13 protein-coding genes and 2 pseudogenes are annotated in these 17351 nt (G+C 73.0%); 6 read left to right on the forward strand and 9 right to left on the reverse strand.

Translation table 11 applies throughout. From position 1 onward, the window contains the following. Positions 1 to 27 precede the first annotated feature (27 nt). Positions 28 to 429, reverse strand: a complete 402-nt coding sequence (locus SRB5_RS36775) for a RidA family protein (RefSeq protein WP_323378584.1) — start codon at positions 427 to 429, stop codon at positions 28 to 30. A 15-nt stretch (positions 430 to 444) separates the two neighbouring features. Further along, the gene (locus SRB5_RS36780; RefSeq protein ID WP_323378585.1) at positions 445 to 1257 is read right to left on the reverse strand and encodes an NAD(P)-dependent oxidoreductase; all 813 of its coding nucleotides are present in this window, start codon (positions 1255 to 1257) and stop codon (positions 445 to 447) included. Between the two features lie 89 nt (positions 1258 to 1346). Between SRB5_RS36780 and SRB5_RS27705 the strand changes: the two genes are divergently transcribed. From SRB5_RS27705 to SRB5_RS27720, 4 genes and pseudogenes are all read left to right on the forward strand, one after another. Further along, positions 1347 to 2246 (forward strand): LysR family transcriptional regulator, encoded by a 900-nt coding sequence (locus tag SRB5_RS27705; protein WP_153456188.1) that lies wholly within the window; start codon positions 1347 to 1349, stop codon positions 2244 to 2246. Positions 2247 to 2387: 141 nt separating this feature from the next. Further along, a pseudogene (locus tag SRB5_RS27710) lies at positions 2388 to 3002 on the forward strand (DUF1152 domain-containing protein); the annotation flags it as partial. A gap of 50 nt (positions 3003 to 3052) precedes the next feature. Beyond that, positions 3053 to 3589: pseudogene (locus SRB5_RS27715) on the forward strand (TerD family protein); the annotation flags it as partial. A gap of 147 nt (positions 3590 to 3736) precedes the next feature. Continuing rightward, entirely contained in the window at positions 3737 to 4204 is a 468-nt protein-coding gene (locus SRB5_RS27720; RefSeq protein ID WP_153456191.1) for a GtrA family protein, read from the forward strand. 64 nt (positions 4205 to 4268) lie between these two features. Here the strand turns inward: SRB5_RS27720 and SRB5_RS27725 are convergent, their stop codons facing one another. Together SRB5_RS27725 and nrdR are read right to left on the reverse strand one after the other, a co-directional pair. Beyond that, the gene (locus SRB5_RS27725) at positions 4269 to 7160 is read right to left on the reverse strand and encodes a vitamin B12-dependent ribonucleotide reductase (RefSeq protein WP_153456192.1); all 2892 of its coding nucleotides are present in this window, start codon (positions 7158 to 7160) and stop codon (positions 4269 to 4271) included. A gap of 230 nt (positions 7161 to 7390) precedes the next feature. Further along, positions 7391 to 7942, reverse strand: coding sequence for a transcriptional regulator NrdR (gene nrdR / locus SRB5_RS27730; protein ID WP_323378587.1), 552 nt, complete (start codon positions 7940 to 7942; stop codon positions 7391 to 7393). 571 nt (positions 7943 to 8513) lie between these two features. Here nrdR and lexA point away from each other — a divergent pair. After that, positions 8514 to 9326, forward strand: coding sequence for a transcriptional repressor LexA (lexA, locus tag SRB5_RS27735; RefSeq protein WP_323378589.1), 813 nt, complete (start codon positions 8514 to 8516; stop codon positions 9324 to 9326). 72 nt (positions 9327 to 9398) lie between these two features. Here the strand turns inward: lexA and SRB5_RS27740 are convergent, their stop codons facing one another. The 4 genes from SRB5_RS27740 to SRB5_RS27755 all read right to left on the reverse strand — a co-directional run bounded on the left by SRB5_RS27740 (position 9399) and on the right by SRB5_RS27755 (position 15248). Further along, positions 9399 to 11384 (reverse strand): ATP-dependent DNA helicase, encoded by a 1986-nt coding sequence (locus SRB5_RS27740; protein ID WP_153456193.1) that lies wholly within the window; start codon positions 11382 to 11384, stop codon positions 9399 to 9401. Positions 11385 to 11445: 61 nt separating this feature from the next. After that, the gene (locus SRB5_RS27745; RefSeq protein ID WP_407703990.1) at positions 11446 to 12036 is read right to left on the reverse strand and encodes a GNAT family N-acetyltransferase; all 591 of its coding nucleotides are present in this window, start codon (positions 12034 to 12036) and stop codon (positions 11446 to 11448) included. Between the two features lie 22 nt (positions 12037 to 12058). Further along, positions 12059 to 13837 (reverse strand): IucA/IucC family protein, encoded by a 1779-nt coding sequence (locus SRB5_RS27750; RefSeq protein WP_323378591.1) that lies wholly within the window; start codon positions 13835 to 13837, stop codon positions 12059 to 12061. Between the two features lie 37 nt (positions 13838 to 13874). Beyond that, the gene (locus SRB5_RS27755; RefSeq protein WP_323378592.1) at positions 13875 to 15248 is read right to left on the reverse strand and encodes a diaminobutyrate--2-oxoglutarate transaminase family protein; all 1374 of its coding nucleotides are present in this window, start codon (positions 15246 to 15248) and stop codon (positions 13875 to 13877) included. A 213-nt stretch (positions 15249 to 15461) separates the two neighbouring features. Between SRB5_RS27755 and SRB5_RS27760 the strand changes: the two genes are divergently transcribed. Continuing rightward, entirely contained in the window at positions 15462 to 16655 is a 1194-nt protein-coding gene (locus SRB5_RS27760; protein ID WP_153456194.1) for a trypsin-like serine peptidase, read from the forward strand. A 61-nt stretch (positions 16656 to 16716) separates the two neighbouring features. On the opposite strand, the gene recX is transcribed toward SRB5_RS27760, so the two are convergent. Beyond that, positions 16717 to 17349 carry a recombination regulator RecX gene (gene recX / locus SRB5_RS27765; RefSeq protein ID WP_323378594.1) on the reverse strand — a complete coding sequence of 211 codons (633 nt, stop codon included), beginning with the start codon at positions 17347 to 17349 and terminating at the stop codon, positions 16717 to 16719. Positions 17350 to 17351 lie beyond the last annotated feature (2 nt).

A 17351-nucleotide genomic window follows, 5' to 3' on the forward strand; every position in this document is an offset into this window, starting at 1 on the left:
TTCTCCCTGATCACGGGATCGGCCGCATCAGCCGAGGGCGGCGGTCACCTCGACCTCCAGCAGCGCCCCGGGCTTGAACAGCCGGGACACCTCGACGGTCGTGGAGGTCGGCGGATCGCCCTTGATGTACTGCCGGCGCACCGCCCCGTACTCGGCGAGCCGGTCCATGTCGGTGAGGAAGGTACGGATGTTGACGACGTCGTCCCAGCCGGCGCCGTGGGCGGCGAGGATCGCCTCGATGATCTCCATGACGCGGTGGGACTGCGCCGTCATGTCGTCGGGGCCGACGACCTCGCCGTCGTCGCCCAGCGCGATCTGGCCGGAGAGGAAGAGGAGGCTGCCGTCGCCGGAGTCGAGCCGGACGACGTGGGAGTAGGCGCCGGGCACGGGCGGCGGGACGGCGGCGGGGTTGTCGGTGGTCTTGAGCACGGTGAATCCTTTTCGTCAGATGGTTGTCGTGAGATGCCGGACCACGGCCGACAGATCCGCGTCGGATCCCTCGGCCCCGGCGGCGCCGAGCAGCTGTTCGCGGGCGGCCGCCACGACACGCAGCCCCCGGGCGGCGTCCTCCGCCAGCCCCAGGTCCTTCGCCGCGAGGGCGAGCCCGAAGTGGCTCACGGTGTCCGTGGCCCGCGCCGTCACGCCGGACAGCGGCCCGGCGCCGAGCAGCGCCCGCGCCTGTTCCCCGCCGACACCCAGCACGTCGGCCAGCGCGAGGGCCTCGGCCACGGCGGTCACGGCGGAGATGACGGCGGTGTTGACGACCAGCTTCAGCGCCGCCCCGCTGCCCGGCGGGCCGCAGCGCGTCACCGTGCCCAGCACCGCGAGCACCGGCTCCACCGCGTCCGCGTCCCCGCCGGCCAGGATTGTCAGCTCACCGGCCGCGGCGCGGGGGGTGCTGCCCATGACGGGGGCGTCCACCAGCGCCACCCCGGCGGGCAGCCGGGCGGCGAGATCACGTACGGCGCCGGGGCCGATGGTCGACATATCGACGACGGTCGTGCCGGCCCCGAGCGCGGGTGCCGCGTCGGCCAGGACGGCGTCCACGGCCGCCGCGTCGGCCAGCATCGTGATGACCACCCCGGCCCCGCCGACGGCCTCCGCCGGGGTGCGGGCCGATCGGGCGCCGGCCGCCACCAGGGGGTCGGCGCGGGCGGCGGTGCGGTTCCAGACGGTGAGCCGGTGGCCCGCGTCGAGCAGGCGGCGTGCCATGGGGAGGCCCATGGACCCCAGGCCGAGAAAGGCGATTTCTGTCACCCGGCCAACCTAGGCAGGCGGTCAGCCATTCGACCAACGAATGTCTGGCATACGTGACATGCTGTTCGCGCATATCGGGAGGGGGCAGGATGGATACCGGCTGGCTGGAGGTCTTCCGGGCCGTCGCCCGACACGGCTCGTTCACCGCCGCCGGGGCGGAGCTGGGCTTCACGCAGTCCGCCGTGTCGCGTCAGATCGCGGCGCTGGAGGCGGAGTTCGGGGCGCCGCTGTTCGACCGGCTGCCGCGCGGGGTGCGGCTCACCGAGCAGGGGCAGGTCGCGCTGGCCCACGCCGAGGCGGCCCTGGACCGGCTGGGCGCCGCGCGCCGGGATCTGGCGGCGCTGCGGGACGTGCACACCGGGCGGCTGCGGCTGGGGTCCTTCGCCACCGCCGGGGCGGCGCTCGTCCCCCGGACGCTGGCGGCGTTCCGCGAGGCGCATCCGGGAGTCACCGTCAGCCACACCGAGGGCTTCAGCCGTACGCACGTCGCCGCGCTGGCGGCCGGTGAGCTGGATCTCGCCGTGGTGTCGGGGTACGCCGAGGACCTGGACGCGTTCGAGGCGGTGGAGCTGACGCGGCTCCTCGACGAGCCGGTGCTGGTGGCGCTGCCCGCGGGGCACCGGCTGGCGGAGCGCCGTACGCTGCGGCTCGCCGAGCTGGCGGACGAGCCGTGGATCGCGGGGAGCGCGTCGCCGGAGGACACGCTGATCAGCGCCTGTCTGCGGCGCGGGTTCCGGCCGCGGATCGAGGTCGTGGCGCGGGAGTGGCTGGCCAAGTTCGGCTTCGCGGCGGCCGGTTTCGGGCTGACCCTCGTCCCGGCCCTGGCCGCCGGATCGCTGCCGTCCGGGCTGGTGCTGCGTCCGCTGCACCGCGACGACGCCCCCGTACGCACGGTGCTCGCGGCGACACCGCGCGGGACGTCGCGGCCGCCGGCCGTACGGGCCTTCCTGCCGCTGCTGCGGGAGGCGGCGCGGGAGCTGGAATCGTAGAACCGCGTTGCCCCGCCGCCCCCGCGAACCGCACCATGGGGCAATGCCTCCCCTCCATGTGAACCCGGTCCTGGCACGCCTGGAGAAGTCCGAACGGATACTGATCGCCGGAGCCGACGGCGGCTTCGACGTGTACGCGGGTACCGGGCGCTGATCGCGGAGTACGGCATCGACGCGATCGTCCTCGTGGACGGCGGTACGGACATCCTGCTCCGCGGCGACGAGGCGGGACTGGGCACCCCCAACGAGGACATGACGTCCCTCGCCGCCGTCGCCGGGCTGACGGAGATCCCGCAGCGGCTGGTGCTCTCCCTCGGGTTCGGCATCGACGCCTACCACGGCGTCAACCACGCCCAGGTGCTGGAGAACATCGCCGCCCTCGAGCGGGCCGGCGCCTACCTCGGCGCGTTCTCCGTGACCCGCCACCACCCCGAGGGCGTGCTCTACCTGGACGCCGTCCGGCACGCCGCCGAGTGCACGCCCGACCATCCGAGCATCGTGCAGGGCTCGGTCGCGGCGGCGATGCGCGGGGAGTTCGGCGACACGCACTTCACCTCGCGCACGGCCGGGTCGGAGCTGTTCATCAACCCGCTGATGTCCCTGTACTTCGCCTTCGAGCTGCAGGGCCTGGCGGACCGCTGCCACTACCTCGACCGGCTCGAACACACCCAGCTCGTCCGCCAGGCCGGCCGCGCCGTCGAGGACTACCGCGACAGCCTGACCCGCCGCCGGCCACCACGCGTGATCCCTCACTGAGAGCGCCGCTACGATGACCCGATCGCAGTGAACCCAACGGGAGGGACAGGGCGTTGACAGGTCTGGCGAGAGGCCATCGGAAAGTCGACGTGAAGCTCAGCTGGGACCCCGCACCCCTGGGCAGACCGGCGCACGACCTGGACCTGGTGGCGGCGGTGTATCCGGCCGCCGCCCCGTACGGCCCGCCGGACTATCTGGTCCACCCCGGCCGCCGCTCCCCCGACGGGACGATCTTCCTGACCCGCGAGAGCCTGGACGGCCGCGGCTTCGGTGCCGACGAGGAGATGTCGCTGGAGCTGTACCGGATCTCGGAGCGGCTGTCGCGAGTGGTGATCGGGGTGGCCATCCAGCAGAACTCCGGCCGGCTGACGTTCGGCGAGGTCGCCCGGCCCAAGGTGGCGCTGCACGAGGGGTACACGAAGCTGGCCGACCATGATCTGACGGTGCTGGCGGAGTCGACGGCGGTGACGGTCGCCGAGTTCACCCGCCAGGATTCCGGGACGTGGAGCTACCGCATGCTGGAGCGGGGTTACGACACGGATCTGGCGTCGTTCGGCGGCGTGATGGGCGGGCCGGCGGAGGACTGAGACGGCGGTCTCGGGGTGAACCCCCCGGGAAGGATGGGGGGTTATCCCCCACCCATCTAGGGGGCACCCCTGATCGTTTCGGGGCGCCGGAGTCAATACCGTCGAAGACAGGCCGCACACCGCGGTCCCTCGACCCCGGAGGCCCCCGTGTCCAGCTCCGTCCGCACCACTCTGGCATCCTTCGCCCGTTTCGTGGCCTGCGGCGGCTCGGTCGGCCTGGCCTCCAGCGGGGCCCTGATCCTGCTCTCCGGCCCGGTCCCGCTGGCCGTGGCCAACGCGATCATCACCGTGGTCTCCACGGTCCTCGCCTCGGAGCTGCACGCCCGCCTCACGTTCCGCAGCGACCGCCGCGGCTGGCGGATGCACACCCAGTCGGCGGGCACGGCGGCCGTGAGCTGGGCGTTCACCACGGTGGCGATGTACGTGCTGTACATGTTCCGGGCGGACCCCTCGGTGCTCACCGAGCAGACGGTCTACCTCACGGCCTCCGCCCTGGCCGGCGTCGCCCGCTTCGCGGCCCTGAAGCTCGTGGTGTTCCGCCCGGCGACCCCGGTCACCCGCACCACGCACCTGCCGGTCTCGCTGACCAAGTCCGCCCTCACGGTGGCGGCCTGAACCCCGCCGGAACGCCTGAGGGCGGTGGCACCGAAACGATGCCACCGCCCTCAGCGTGTCCGGGTCAGCTGCAGCCGCTGGTCGAGCCGCAGCCCTCGCAGATGTAGCAGCTGCCGGCGCGCTGCATCTTCGTACCGCAGGAGAAGCACAGCGGCGCGTCGGCGCTCACGCCCAGGCGCATCTCCGCCAGCTCCGCCGAGGTGTGGGCCTCCAGCGGCGCGGCGACCTCGGCGGCCGGCTTCGGCGCCTCGACCACGGCCTTCAGCACCGGCTGCGGCTCACGCGGGGCCGACTGCGCCAGGCCCTGGATGTCCAGCTCCTCGTCCGTCGGCTCGTACGAACCGGTCTCCAGATGCCGCTGGCGCTCCTCCGCCGAGTGGATGCCCAGCGCGGAGCGGGTCTCGAAGGGCAGGAAGTCCAGCGCCAGCCGGCGGAAGATGTAGTCGACGATCGACTGCGCCATCCGCACGTCCGGGTCGTCCGTCATACCGGCCGGCTCGAAGCGCATGTTCGTGAACTTCGAGACGTACGTCTCCAGCGGCACGCCGTACTGCAGGCCCACGGAGACCGCGATCGAGAAGGCGTCCATCATGCCCGCGAGGGTCGAGCCCTGCTTCGACATCTTCAGGAAGACCTCGCCCAGGCCGTCGTCGGGGTAGGAGTTCGCCGTCATGTAGCCCTCGGCACCGCCCACCGTGAACGAGGTGGTGATGCCCGGGCGGCCCTTGGGGAGGCGGTGGCGGACCGGACGGTACTCCACGACCTTCTCGACGGCCTCGCGGATCGTCGCCTCGGCCTTCTCGGTGACCTTCTCCTTCTCCTTCTTCTTCGCGGAGAGGGGCTGGCCGACCTTGCAGTTGTCGCGGTACACGGCGAGGGCCTTCAGGCCGAGCTTCCAGCCCTGGAGGTACACGTTCTCGATGTCCTCGACCGTGGCGCCCTCGGGCAGGTTCACGGTCTTGGAGAGCGCGCCGGAGACCCACGGCTGGATGGCCGCCATCATCCGCACGTGGCCCATCGGGGAGATCGACCGCTCGCCCATCGCGCAGTCGAACACCTCGTAGTGCTCCTCCTTCAGCCCCGGCGCGTCGATGACGTGGCCGTGCTCGGAGATGTGGGCGACGATCGCCTCGATCTGCTCCTGCTGGTAGCCCAGCCGGCGCAGGGCCTGCGGGACCGTGTTGTTCACGATCTGCATGGAGCCGCCGCCGACGAGCTTCTTGAACTTGACCAGGGCCAGGTCCGGCTCGAGCCCGGTGGTGTCGCACGACATGGCCAGACCGATGGTGCCGGTCGGGGCGATGACGGAGGCCTGCGCGTTGCGGAAGCCGTTCTTCTCGCCGAGGCGCTGCACGTCCTGCCAGGCCTCGGTGGCCGCGGCCCACACCGGGGTGTCCAGGTCGTCCATCCGCTTGGCGGTGGTGTTGGCCTCGGCGTGCTGGCGCATCACCCGCTGGTGGGCGTCGGCGTTGCGGGCGTAGCCGTCGTACGGGCCGACGACCGCGGCGAGCTCGGCGGAGCGGCGGTAGGAGGTGCCGGTCATCAGGGACGTGATCGCGCCGGCCAGGGCACGGCCGCCGTCGGAGTCGTACGCGTGGCCGGTCGCCATCAGCAGGGCGCCGAGGTTGGCGTAGCCGATGCCGAGCTGGCGGAAGGCGCGGGTGTTCTCGCCGATCTTCTGCGTGGGGAAGTCGGCGAAGCAGATGGAGATGTCCATCGCGGTGATGACGAGCTCGGTGACCTTGGTGAAGCGCTCGACGTCGAAGGACTGGGTGCCCTCGCCGTCGTCCTTGAGGAACTTCATCAGGTTGAGGCTGGCCAGGTTGCACGAGGTGTTGTCCAGGTGCATGTACTCGCTGCACGGGTTCGAGCCGTTGATCCGGCCGGACTCCGGGCAGGTGTGCCAGTGGTTGATGGTGTCGTCGTACTGGATGCCGGGGTCGGCGCAGGCCCAGGCGGCCTCGGCCATCTTGCGGAAGATGTGCCGGGCGTCGGCCTCCTCGATGACCTCGCCGGTCATCCGGGCGCGCAGGCCGAACTTCCCGCCGGACTCGACGGCCTTCATGAACTCGTCGTTGACCCGGACGCTGTTGTTGGCGTTCTGGTACTGGACGGACGTGATGTCGTCGCCGCCCAGGTCCATGTCGAAGCCCGCGTCGCGCAGGGCGCGGATCTTCTCCTCCTCCTTCATCTTGGTGTCGATGAAGGACTCGATGTCGGGGTGATCGACGTCGAGGATGACCATCTTGGCGGCCCGGCGGGTGGCACCGCCGGACTTGATGGTGCCGGCGGAGGCGTCGGCGCCGCGCATGAAGGACACCGGGCCCGAGGCGTTGCCGCCGGAGGACAGGAGCTCCTTGGAGGAGCGGATACGCGACAGGTTCAGCCCGGCGCCGGAGCCGCCCTTGAAGATCATCCCCTCTTCCTTGTACCAGTCGAGGATCGACTCCATGGAGTCGTCGACCGACAGGATGAAGCAGGCGGAGACCTGCTGGGGCTGCGGGGTGCCGACGTTGAACCAGACGGGGCTGTTGAAGCTGAAGATCTGGTGGAGGAGGGCGTACGCGAGCTCGTGCTCGAAGATCTCGGCGTCGGCGGGGGAAGCGAAGTACGCGTGCTCCTCGCCGGCCTTGCGGTACGTCTTGATGATGCGGTCGATCAGCTGGCGCAGGCTGGTCTCGCGCTGCGGGGTGCCGACGGCGCCGCGGAAGTACTTGCTGGTGACGATGTTGACGGCGTTGGTCTCCCAGAACGCCGGGAACTCGACGCCGCGCTGCTCGAAGTTGACCGAGCCGTCGCGCCAGTTCGTCATGACGACGTCACGCCGGTCCCACTCCACCTCGTCGTACGGGTGCGTGCCCGGAGTGGTGTGGATGCGCTCGATCCGCAGTCCCGCGCTCTTGGCCCTGCCGCCGCCCTTGCGGGCCCGCGCCGGTCCGCTCGTCGTCTCGGTCATTCCGCCTCCCTCTTAGGACATAAACGTCCTGATGTGCCCGCATCTTCCCGGGCACTCTGAATCGGTCTTTCGGTACGTTGACGAACGCACTCACCCCGGGTGAGCACGTACGTTGTCGCGCTACGTGTCTGTACGCGGCCCTACGTGTCGTACGGCCTGGTACGGCTGCTGCCCGGCGCCGGTGGGCGCCGCGGCGGTCTCGTGGGCCCGCGGCGGGGCGGGCGGTGCGCCTATCCGGCGCCGGCGGGCGCGGGGACCGCCGGTCCGCCGGCGCCCTCGGCGGGTTCGACGGGGGGCCGGTCGCCGGCCGCTACCGCCGCGCCGTCCCCGGGGGGCTCCTGCCCGGCCCGGAGCTCGGCGATGACGCCCTCGAAGTCCTCGAGCGATTCGAAGGCCCGGTAGACGGAGGCGAAGCGGAGGTAGGCGACGACGTCGAGCTCCTGGAGCGGACCGAGTATGGCCAGCCCCACGTCGTGGGTGGAGAGCTCGGCGCAGCCGGTGGCGCGGACCGCCTCCTCGACGCGCTGCCCGAGCTGGGCCAGGGCGTCCTCCGTGACGGGCCGGCCCTGGCAGGCCTTGCGCACGCCGGCGATGACCTTGTCCCGGCTGAAGGGCTCGGTGACGCCGCTGCGCTTGATCACCATGAGCGACGCCGTCTCCACCGTGGTGAAGCGGCGGGAGCAGTCGGGGCACTGGCGGCGACGCCGGATCGAGGTGCCGTCGTCGGTGGTCCGGCTGTCGACGACGCGGCTGTCCGGGTGCCTGCAGAAGGGGCAGTGCACAGGTCCCACCCTCCTTCTGTCGCACCTGGCATGGCTGATTGTCCGCACGGGGCGCGAGACGCCCCCGGAACGTCCACAAGCATAGGGGACGCCCTTCGAGTCGCTCGAGGGGGGACCACAACTTGTGGGCTGCGTCCGCAATCTAACCACTAGATCTGGGGTCAGGTCGCCATCTTCGCCGGATCGCGTGTCGTACGGACCGGCGGCGCCGACACCCCGCGGGACGCAACCGGAAGAACTCCGTACGACGCCCGGACGGGCGTACGGAGCGGGCTTCGCGGGGCGCGCGCACCGGCATCCGGAACGGGACGGGAGGTGGCCGTGGGGCGGTGCGCCGCGGCCTCGAAAAGGCTACGCGAGCCGACCGGGCGGGTGTCGCGCGGGGGCCGGGGGTGGCAGACTGGCCGGGCGCCCGCACCCCCTCCGGGCTGCCGAAACGAGCTGTTTTACACCCCGTCGTTTGATCGCGTCAGCCAAACCGGAATTTTTCACTCGAACGTGTGTTTGGCGCAACCTTTCGAAACCAACTACCGTTGTCCAACTAGGGAGAACCACATCGAGAGGGGCCGACGTGACCACGACCGCAGACACGGCTGCCACGGCGAACGCAGCCGGCACACCGTCTTCCACCACCGCGACCATCGCCGCCCAGGCACTCGACCGGCAGGCGCACCATCCCATGACTGACGACAACAGCCAGGACCGACCTCCCAAGCGCTCGCTCCCCGGCCGCCCACCGGGCATCCGGGCGGACAGCTCGGGGCTCACCGACCGGCAGCGCCGGGTCATCGAGGTGATCCGAGACTCCGTGCAGCGCCGGGGCTATCCGCCGTCGATGCGCGAGATCGGCCAGGCCGTCGGCCTGTCCTCGACCTCCTCGGTGGCGCATCAGCTGATGGCACTGGAGCGCAAGGGCTTCCTCCGCCGCGACCCGCACCGGCCCCGGGCCTACGAGGTGCGCGGGGCGGAGACGCCCACGGTGCAGCCCACGGACACGGCGGGCAAGCCGGCCGCGTCGTACGTGCCGCTGGTCGGCCGGATCGCCGCCGGCGGGCCGATCCTGGCGGAGGAGTCGGTGGAGGACGTCTTCCCGCTGCCGCGCCAACTGGTCGGTGACGGTGAGCTGTTCGTGCTGAAAGTCGTCGGTGACTCGATGATCGAGGCCGCGATCTGTGACGGCGACTGGGTGGCCGTGCGGCGTCAGCCCGTGGCGGAGAACGGCGACATCGTCGCCGCGATGCTGGACGGCGAGGCCACGGTCAAGCGCTTCAAGCGCGAGGACGGCCATGTCTGGCTGCTGCCGCACAACGCGGCGTACCAGCCGATCCCCGGTGACGAGGCGACGATCCTGGGCAAGGTCGTGGCGGTGCTGCGGCGGGTCTGACCCGCCCCGCCTCTCTCCCGTTATGCCGGGGCGGACCGTACCCTACGGTCCGCCCCGACGCGGTGCGGGGGCTCAGCCCTCCGCGCTCTTCGCGGCGGCGTCGATCGCCGCGAGGGACTTGCGCACCTGGTTACGGTCCGTGGTGTACCAGAAGCCGGGCATCGACGCCCGCAGGAAGCTGCCGTACCGGGCCGTGGCCAGCCGGGGGTCGAGGACGGCCACGACGCCGCGGTCGTCGGCGGCCCGGATCAGCCGGCCGGCGCCCTGGGCCATCAGCAGGGCGGCGTGATTCGCCGAGACGGCCATGAAGCCGTTGCCGCCGGCCTTCTTCACCGCGTCCTCCCGCGCCTTCTGCAGCGGCTCGTCCGGCCGCGGGAACGGAATCCGGTCCATCACCACCAGCTGACAGCTCGCCCCGGGCACATCGACGCCCTGCCACAGCGACAGCGTCCCGAACAGACAGGTCCGCGGATCGGCGGCGAACCGGGAGATCAGCTCGCCGAGCGTCTCCTCCCCCTGGAGCAGGATCGGCAGGTCCAGCCTGCCGCGCAGCTCCTCCGCTGCCGCCTGGGCGCCGCGCATCGACGAGAACAGCCCGAGCGTGCGCCCCCCGGCCGCCTCGACCAGCTCCGCGAGCTCGTCGAGCATGTCACCCCGGCTGCCCTCCCGCCCGGGCTGCGACAGATGGCGGGCGACGTACAGGATGCCCTGCTTGCCGTAGTCGAACGGCGAGCCGACGTCGAGCCCCTGCCAGCGGGGCGCGTCCTCCTCCACGGTGCCCTCCGGCGGCAGGCCGAGGGAGGCGCCGACGCCGTTGAAGTCGCCGCCGAGCTTCAGCGTGGCCGAGGTGAGGACCACCGACCGGTCGCTGAACACCTTCTCCCGCACCAGCCCCGACACCGACAGCGGCGCGACGCGCAGCGACGCCCCGTACCGGTCGTGCCGTTCGAACCACACCACGTCGTACTCCGAGCCGTGGGTGATCCGTTCGGCGACCTCGTGCACGTTCTCCACGGAGGCCAGGGCGAGTTTGCGGACGGCGTCCTCGTCCGCGACGTTCTTGTCCCGCGTCGAGCCCAGTGCCGTGATCACCGTGCGGCAGGCGTCGCGGAGCAGCCGAAGGGCGTGCTCCAGGTCCTCGGGGACCGGCTCCAGCCGGCCGGGGAGGGCCAGCTCCATCAGCCGCTCGAAGTTGTCACCGGCGCTCAGCAGGTCGTCGGCGGCCTTCTCGTTGACCAGCTTCGCCGCGAGCTTGACCGCGCGGCCGACCCGGCTGGGGCTGAGCTCGCCGGTGGCGACGCCCGTCACCCGGGAGACCAGCTCGTGCGCCTCGTCGACGATCAGCACCTCGTGGCCCGGCAGCACCGGCGCGCCCTCCAGGGCGTCGATGGCGAGCATCGCGTGGTTCGTGACGATCACCTCGGCGAGCTTGGCCCGCTCCCGGGCGGCCTCCGCGAAGCACTCGGCGCCGTATGCGCAGCGCGAGGCGCCCAGGCACTCGCGGGCGGACACCGACACCTGGCCCCAGGCACGGTCGGAGACACCCGGGGTGAGGGAGTCGCGGTCGCCGGTCTCCGTCTCGTCCGCCCAGTCACGCAGCCGCAGCAGGTCCTTGCCCAGCTTGCTCGAGGGCCCGGCGGACTCGAAGGGGTCAAAGAGACCCTCCTCTTCCTCCTGCGGCACGCCCTCGTGCACCCGGTGCAGGCACAGATAGTTGGACCGGCCCTTGAGCATCGCGAACTCGGGCTTGCGCCGCAGCAGCGGGTGCAGCGCCTCCACCGTCCGCGGCAGGTCCCGCTCCACCAGCTGGCGCTGCAGCGCCAGCGTCGCCGTCGCGATCACCACATGATCCCCGCTGGCCAGCGCAGGCACCAGATAACCGAGCGACTTGCCCGTGCCCGTCCCAGCCTGCACCAGCAGATGCGAACCGTCCTGGATCGCCGCCGTCACCGCCTCGGCCATGGCCACCTGACCGGGCCGCTCCACACCGCCGACGGCGGTCACGGCGGCGTGCAAAAGCTCGGTGATCTCAGGTCGGCCCTGACTCTCGTCTCCCATGGGCCCACACCCTACGTCGCGCCACTGACAGTGACCGCCGTCACCGGGAGTACAGGATCGGTCACCGGCTCCCCGGCCCCCGCTCACGGACCATCAGCGCCGCCCGCTTGTCCGGGAGCGTGAGCTCCCCGTGGTGCCGGAAACCCGCGTCCAGGAGCGCCCCGACGCACGGGGCGTTGCGGATGTCGGGCTCCGCGACGACCCGTTCGCAGTGCGGCCGGGCGTCCAGGACGAGGCCGGTGACCACCCGCAGCAGCAGGGACCCCAGCCCGCGGCCCCGGTCCGCCGGGGAGCCGATGAGCAGGTGCAGGCCCATGTCGTACGGCCGGGCCTCGTAGTGGGCGGAGAGGGGGTCGAGATCGGCGCGGTAGATCTCCCAGTAGCTCATGGGGCGGCCGTCGAGCAGCCCCAGACAGGGGATGCACCCGGCCGCGTACCGGTCGCGCAGATGGGCGGTGACGCGCGCGGGCGCTCCCGCGAGCCCCCAGTAGGCGTTCACCCGCGGGTCGTTCATCCACCGGTGCAGCAGCGGGAGGTCGCGCGCGGGGCGGACGGGGTCGAGGCGGAAGTGCCCGGCGGGGGTGTCCGCCGGTTTCCGGTTCCCGGCGGGGTGGGGGAAGGGGAGCCGCAGGACCAGGGTGTCGTCGGTCACGGCCGGCCTCCTCTCGGGAGCGTCAGGTGACGAGGGGGTTGGGGACGGTGACGTACACGGACTGGGTGTCGACGGGGCCGACGAGCTCGTCCAGGCCGTGCAGCCGGGTGAGGAGATTGGCCTTGCAGCGCAGGGTCGGGCTGCCCAGCAGCCGGCCCGGCAGCGGTGTGGCGAGGCGGTGCGGGCCGGCGCCGGTCTCCGTGAGGAAGCCGCGGAAGGCGGCGAGCAGCATGGGCTCGGGGACGAGGCCGGCGGCGCCGAACGAGCCGATGAGGCCGAGGACGTTGTTGATGCCCAGGTAGTAGGCGAAGCGCTCGTCGGCGACCTCGTCGGCGACGAACGTGTCGCTCTTTGCGCCGATGCCGGGCAGCCGGCGCTCGAGGTCCGCGCGGCGGGAGTCGCGGAAGTAGTAGCCCTGGTTGTCCCGGTACCGGCCGCCGGCCGGCCAGCCGTCGGCGTCGAGGACGACCAGGGTGTTCTGCTGGTGCGCCTCCAGGGCGACGCCGGCTTCGGCGTCGAGCCACAGCACGGGACGTACGACCGTCTCCAGATACCGCAGGAACCACTCCGCGCCGACCACCTCGGTGGACCGTCCGGTGCGGTGGGCGAGCTCCGCCACGATCTCCTGCAGCCGGGACCGCGTCCCGCCGCGGCCGACCGGCCGGGGGGCGGTGAGGGCGGCGACGCACCAGACGTCGTCGGTGTCGGCGAACGGCTGATGCCGGATCACCACGTCGAGGCCCTGGACCGGGTCGCCGCCGGGTGTGTCGACGCCGAGCCAGGCGGGGTCGCGGACGATGTCGAACCCGGCGCCGGCGGGGCAGGCGGCCGCCCACTGCTCGCCGAGGCCGGAGCGCAGCAGCCGGTGCACCTCGACGCCGCGGTGCAGCTCCTTGCGGAGGTTCTCCCGGCGGGAGTTGGTGATGCGGATGCCCAGGGACAGCTTGAGCATGGCGGGGGCGCCGGGGCGGAACACGGTGCGCACCGAGGCCGTGGGGTGCCAGGCCGGTCCGTACGGACCCAGGTCACGCAGCAGCCCGGCGTCCAGCAGAGCGGCGACCTCGGGGCGGTCGCGCACCTCGCGGGCCTGCCAGGGGTGCACCGGCAGGGGTACGGAGCCGGGCGGCAGGGGAAGGCCGTCGCCGTCCCCGCCGGCGAGCTGCCGGGCGAGGGCGGGGGCGTCGACGGTGCGCCCGCCCTGGGTCCAGTGGGAGTCGGCGGCGAGGACGGCGGGGTCCACCGCGTACCAGTGCAGGGGGAAGGAGCCGCGCAGCTCCGGGGAGCAGACGGCGGCCTCGGTGTCGGTCAGGCCCTCGCGGCTGTTGGGCGTGGGGTGCAGGGGGTGGCCGAGGACGAGCGACTGCTCACCGGTGAGGAAGCGCGCGCGGTCCGCTTCCGCGGGCGGGCGGGCGAGGAACGCGGCGGTACGGCGGGTGGAGTCGGCGACGCGGGCGACGAGGTCGGTACCGTCACCGCCGGCGCTCGTGTACGCGACCTCGCGGCCGAGCAGCGCGGCGAGGGTGACGGCGTCGACCGGCGGGGCGTCGGCGGGGGCGCCGTGCAGCACGGGGCGGCCGAAGCGGTGGTGGCCGGTGGCCGACCAGTACAGGACGGGGACCCGCAGCGCGGCACCACTGGCGGGCAGCGGCAGCCGCAGGGTGCCGTCGCCGGGGGGCTCCTGCGCGGTCTCGCGGGTCCAGCAGCGCAGGAGGGCGGCGGTGGCGGCGGCTTCGGCGGCGGCGGTGGGGTCGGGGTCGTTCACGGGGTCGGCTTCGGCGATCTGGGTGGGGGGTGCGTTCACTGCGGTTCCCGGGGACGGTTGCGGTACGGGGACGGGCTCACCGGCGGCCTCCGGGGAGCACGGACAGGCTGCGGTGGCGGCGCTGCGGGGCGTGGCCGGAGGTGGGACGGCCGTCGGGGGCCGGGTGGCCGCGTCCGGCGGCCGTGAGGGCGTCGGCCAGGCGGTCCAGGACGGCGGCGGTCTGCTCCTCCGTGATGGTCAGCGGGGGGAGGAGGCGTACGACGCTGTCGTGCCGGCCGCCGAGCTCGACGATCAGCCCGCGGTCCAGGCATGCCCGCTGGACGGCGGCGGCCAGCGCGGGGGCGTGCGGATGGGGGGCATCGCCGCGGTCGGGGTCGACGAGCTCCAGGCCCAGCATCAGGCCCCGGCCGCGGACGTCGCCGACGCAGGGGTGGTCGGCGGCCAGGGCGCGCAGGGCGGTGATCATCCGGCGGCCGAGGCCCGCGGCGCGCCGGTCGAGTCCGTTCTCCCGGACGAACCGGAGGGTGGCGGCGCCGGCGGCCATGGCGAGCTGATTGCCCCGGAAGCCGCCGGCGGCGGGGCCCGGCGGCCAGAGGTCGAGGTCCCGGTCGTAAACGACGGCGGCGAGCGGGAGGCCGCCGCCGATCGCGCGGGAGAGCACCATCACGTCGGGGACGACGCCGCTGTGCTCGACGGCCCAGAGGGTCCCGGTGCGGCCGACGCCGGTCTGCACCTCGTCGGCGATCAGGGGGATGCCGTGCCGCTCGGTGAGCCGGCGCATCCGGCGCAGCCAGCCGTCCGGGGCCGGGAGGACGCCGCCCGCGCCCTGCACGGGCTCGACGATCATCGCGGCGGCCGGTCCGACGCCGCCCCGGGGGTCGCCGAGCACGCCCTCCGTCCAGCGGGCGGCGAGCTCGGCGCCCTGCTCGCCGCCGACGCCGAAGGGGCAGCGGTAGTCGTACGGGAACGGCAGCCGGGTCACCCCGGCGCCGGGGGCGCCGGCGGTCATGCCGTGGTGCGCCCCGGCGAACGCGAGGACGCCGTCGCGTCCGGTGGCCGCCCGGGTCAGCCGCAGGGCGGCCTCGACGGCGTCCGTCCCGGTGGGGCCGCAGAACTGGATACGGGCCCGGTCGGCGAGCCCGGCGGGCAGGGTACGGAACAGCTCGGTCGTGAAGGCGTCCCGCACCGGCGTGGCCAGGTCGGGGGCGTGCAGCGGGGCGCCGGAGTCGAGGACGGCGCGGACGGCCTCCCGCACCACCGGATGGTTGTGCCCGAGGGCGAGGGCGCCGGCGCCGGAATGGCAGTCGAGGAAGCGGCGGCCGTCGGCGCCCTCGACGGTCAGCCCGCGGGCGCGGACGGGCACGACCGGCAGCGAACGGGCGTAGGTACGGGCGGTCGCCTCGCGCAGCGAGTGCCGCCGCAGGACGGCCTCGCGCTCCGCTGCGTGCACGGGCTCTCCCTCCGGGTCCCGGGGGCCGGGTGTCCCCCGTCCGTACCAACGACGCGGGCGCCCGGGGGCCACGGCCGGTCCGAAGATCCTTCCGGGCCGGGGAACCGTGGACGGATGTGCGCCGTCCCCATGAGCACCGGCATAGTGGGGACTTGGCCCCGAAAAATGGGGTCAATTGTTCGAAGTTTTCATACGTATGGGGGAGTTCGTTCCATGCCCGTTTCTGGGTACCGCCGAGCCGTCGCGACGCGTGGCCGGCGCAAGGGTGTTGCACGGCGCGCCGCGGGCGCTGTCGCTCTCGTCACTGCTCTGGCCCTGACGGCCGCGGGCTGCTCGAGCGGCGACGACAAGGGGGCGGACGCCAAGTCGGCCCCCACACAGGACGAGTTCCAGCTGCCCGACGACCTCGAGTCGTCGCTGGAGGATCTCGGGATCAACCTGGACGACTGGAAAGACGGCGCCTGGAAGAACTGGGACCAGGACGACTGGCTGCGCGAGGCCGGGGACTTCATCAACCCGATCATCGAGGACCTGTGGGGCCCGGAGCGGATGCGCGACGCGGACGAGCCGAAGGAGGAGCAGGTGCCCGCGGACACCGGTGACGATCAGGGCGTGAGCGACCCCGATCCGCAGCCGCTGGACGCCGCGGAGATCACCGCCCCGTACCGGCAGAACGCCTCCCCGGTGGGGAAGCTGTTCTTCGACGGTCCCGAGGGCTCGATGGTGTGCTCCGGCACGGTGGTCGCCGATCCGGCGAACCCCGGCAAGTCGAATCTGGTGGCGACGGCGGGGCACTGCGTGCACGCCGGTCACGACGGCGGCTGGTACCGCAACGTGGCGTTCGTGCCGTCCTACAACTCCGCCGGGAAGCCGGCCGACCAGCTGCGGGACGCGCCGCGCGAGGAGCTCGCGCCGATCGGTGTGTGGTGGGCGGACAAGGCCCGTACCACCGACCAGTGGATCTCCGAGGGCAAGTCGCAGGGCGGGGCGGGAGCGCCGTACGACTTCGCGATGCTGCACGTGAAGCCGGAGGACGGCGGGACGAAGTCGCTGGAGGAGACGACGGGCGCGGCGGTGCCGGTGGCGTTCGACGCGCCGGCCGTGGCGGACTCCCCCGATGTGACGGCGATGGGGTATCCGGAGGCCAAGCCGTACGACGGGCAGCGGATCTTCTCGTGCGAGAACGACCCGGGGCGGCTGTCGATCAACCCCGACCAGCCGACGATGTACCGCATCGGCTGCTCGATGACGGCCGGGTCCTCGGGCGGCGGCTGGTTCTCCGGCGAGGGGAACGGGCGGAAGCTGGTGTCGGTGACGTCGATCGGCTCCCTGAACCAGGCGTGGCTGGCCGGGCCGCATCTGGGGGCCGAGGCCAAGGGTGTGTTCGACCAGGTCAGCGCGGGCTGACCGGAGACGAGGACGGGCGCCGCTCCCCTTGGGGGACGGCGCCCGTCGGCGTGTCCGGCGCTCAGTCGTCGAGGTCGCCGAGGTCGTCCGTGTCCTCACCCTCCGCCTCCAGGGCCTCCCGGACGACCCGCAGGGCCAGGCCCTGGGAGTAGCCCTTGCGGGCCAGCATCCCGGCCAGCCTGCGCAGACGCTTGTCGCGGTCCAGGCCGCGGGTGCCGCGGAGTCTGCGGTCGACCAGCTCACGGGCGGTGGCCCGCTCCTGGTCGGGGTCGAGTCGCTCGACCGCCTCGTCGATCAGCGCGGGGTCCACGCCCTTGGTGCGCAGCTCCCCCGCGAGGGCGCGGCGGGCCAGACCCCGGCCGTGGTGGCGGGACTCGACCCAGGCGGCGGCGAACGCGGCGTCGTCGATCAGGCCCACCTCCTCGAAACGCGAGAGGACCTGATCGGCGATCTCCTCGGGGATGTCCCGCTTGGCCAGCGCCTCGGCCAGCTGCTTGCGCGTCCGGGCCGTGCCCGTGAGCAGGCGCAGACAGATGGCCCGCGCCCGCTCGGCGGGATCGGCCGGAGCCCCGGAGGCCGTCCGGCCGGCCGTCTCCCCCGGCTCCCGCCGCCGTCCCCTCGGCGGGCGGGAGGCACCGTCCCCGGACCCCGGGCCGTCCCCCGCGGCCGGAGCCCACTGCGTACGACGGGTCACCG

The organism is Streptomyces smaragdinus (assembly GCF_009604385.1).
In the GTDB taxonomy this organism is placed as follows: domain Bacteria; phylum Actinomycetota; class Actinomycetes; order Streptomycetales; family Streptomycetaceae; genus Streptomyces; species Streptomyces smaragdinus.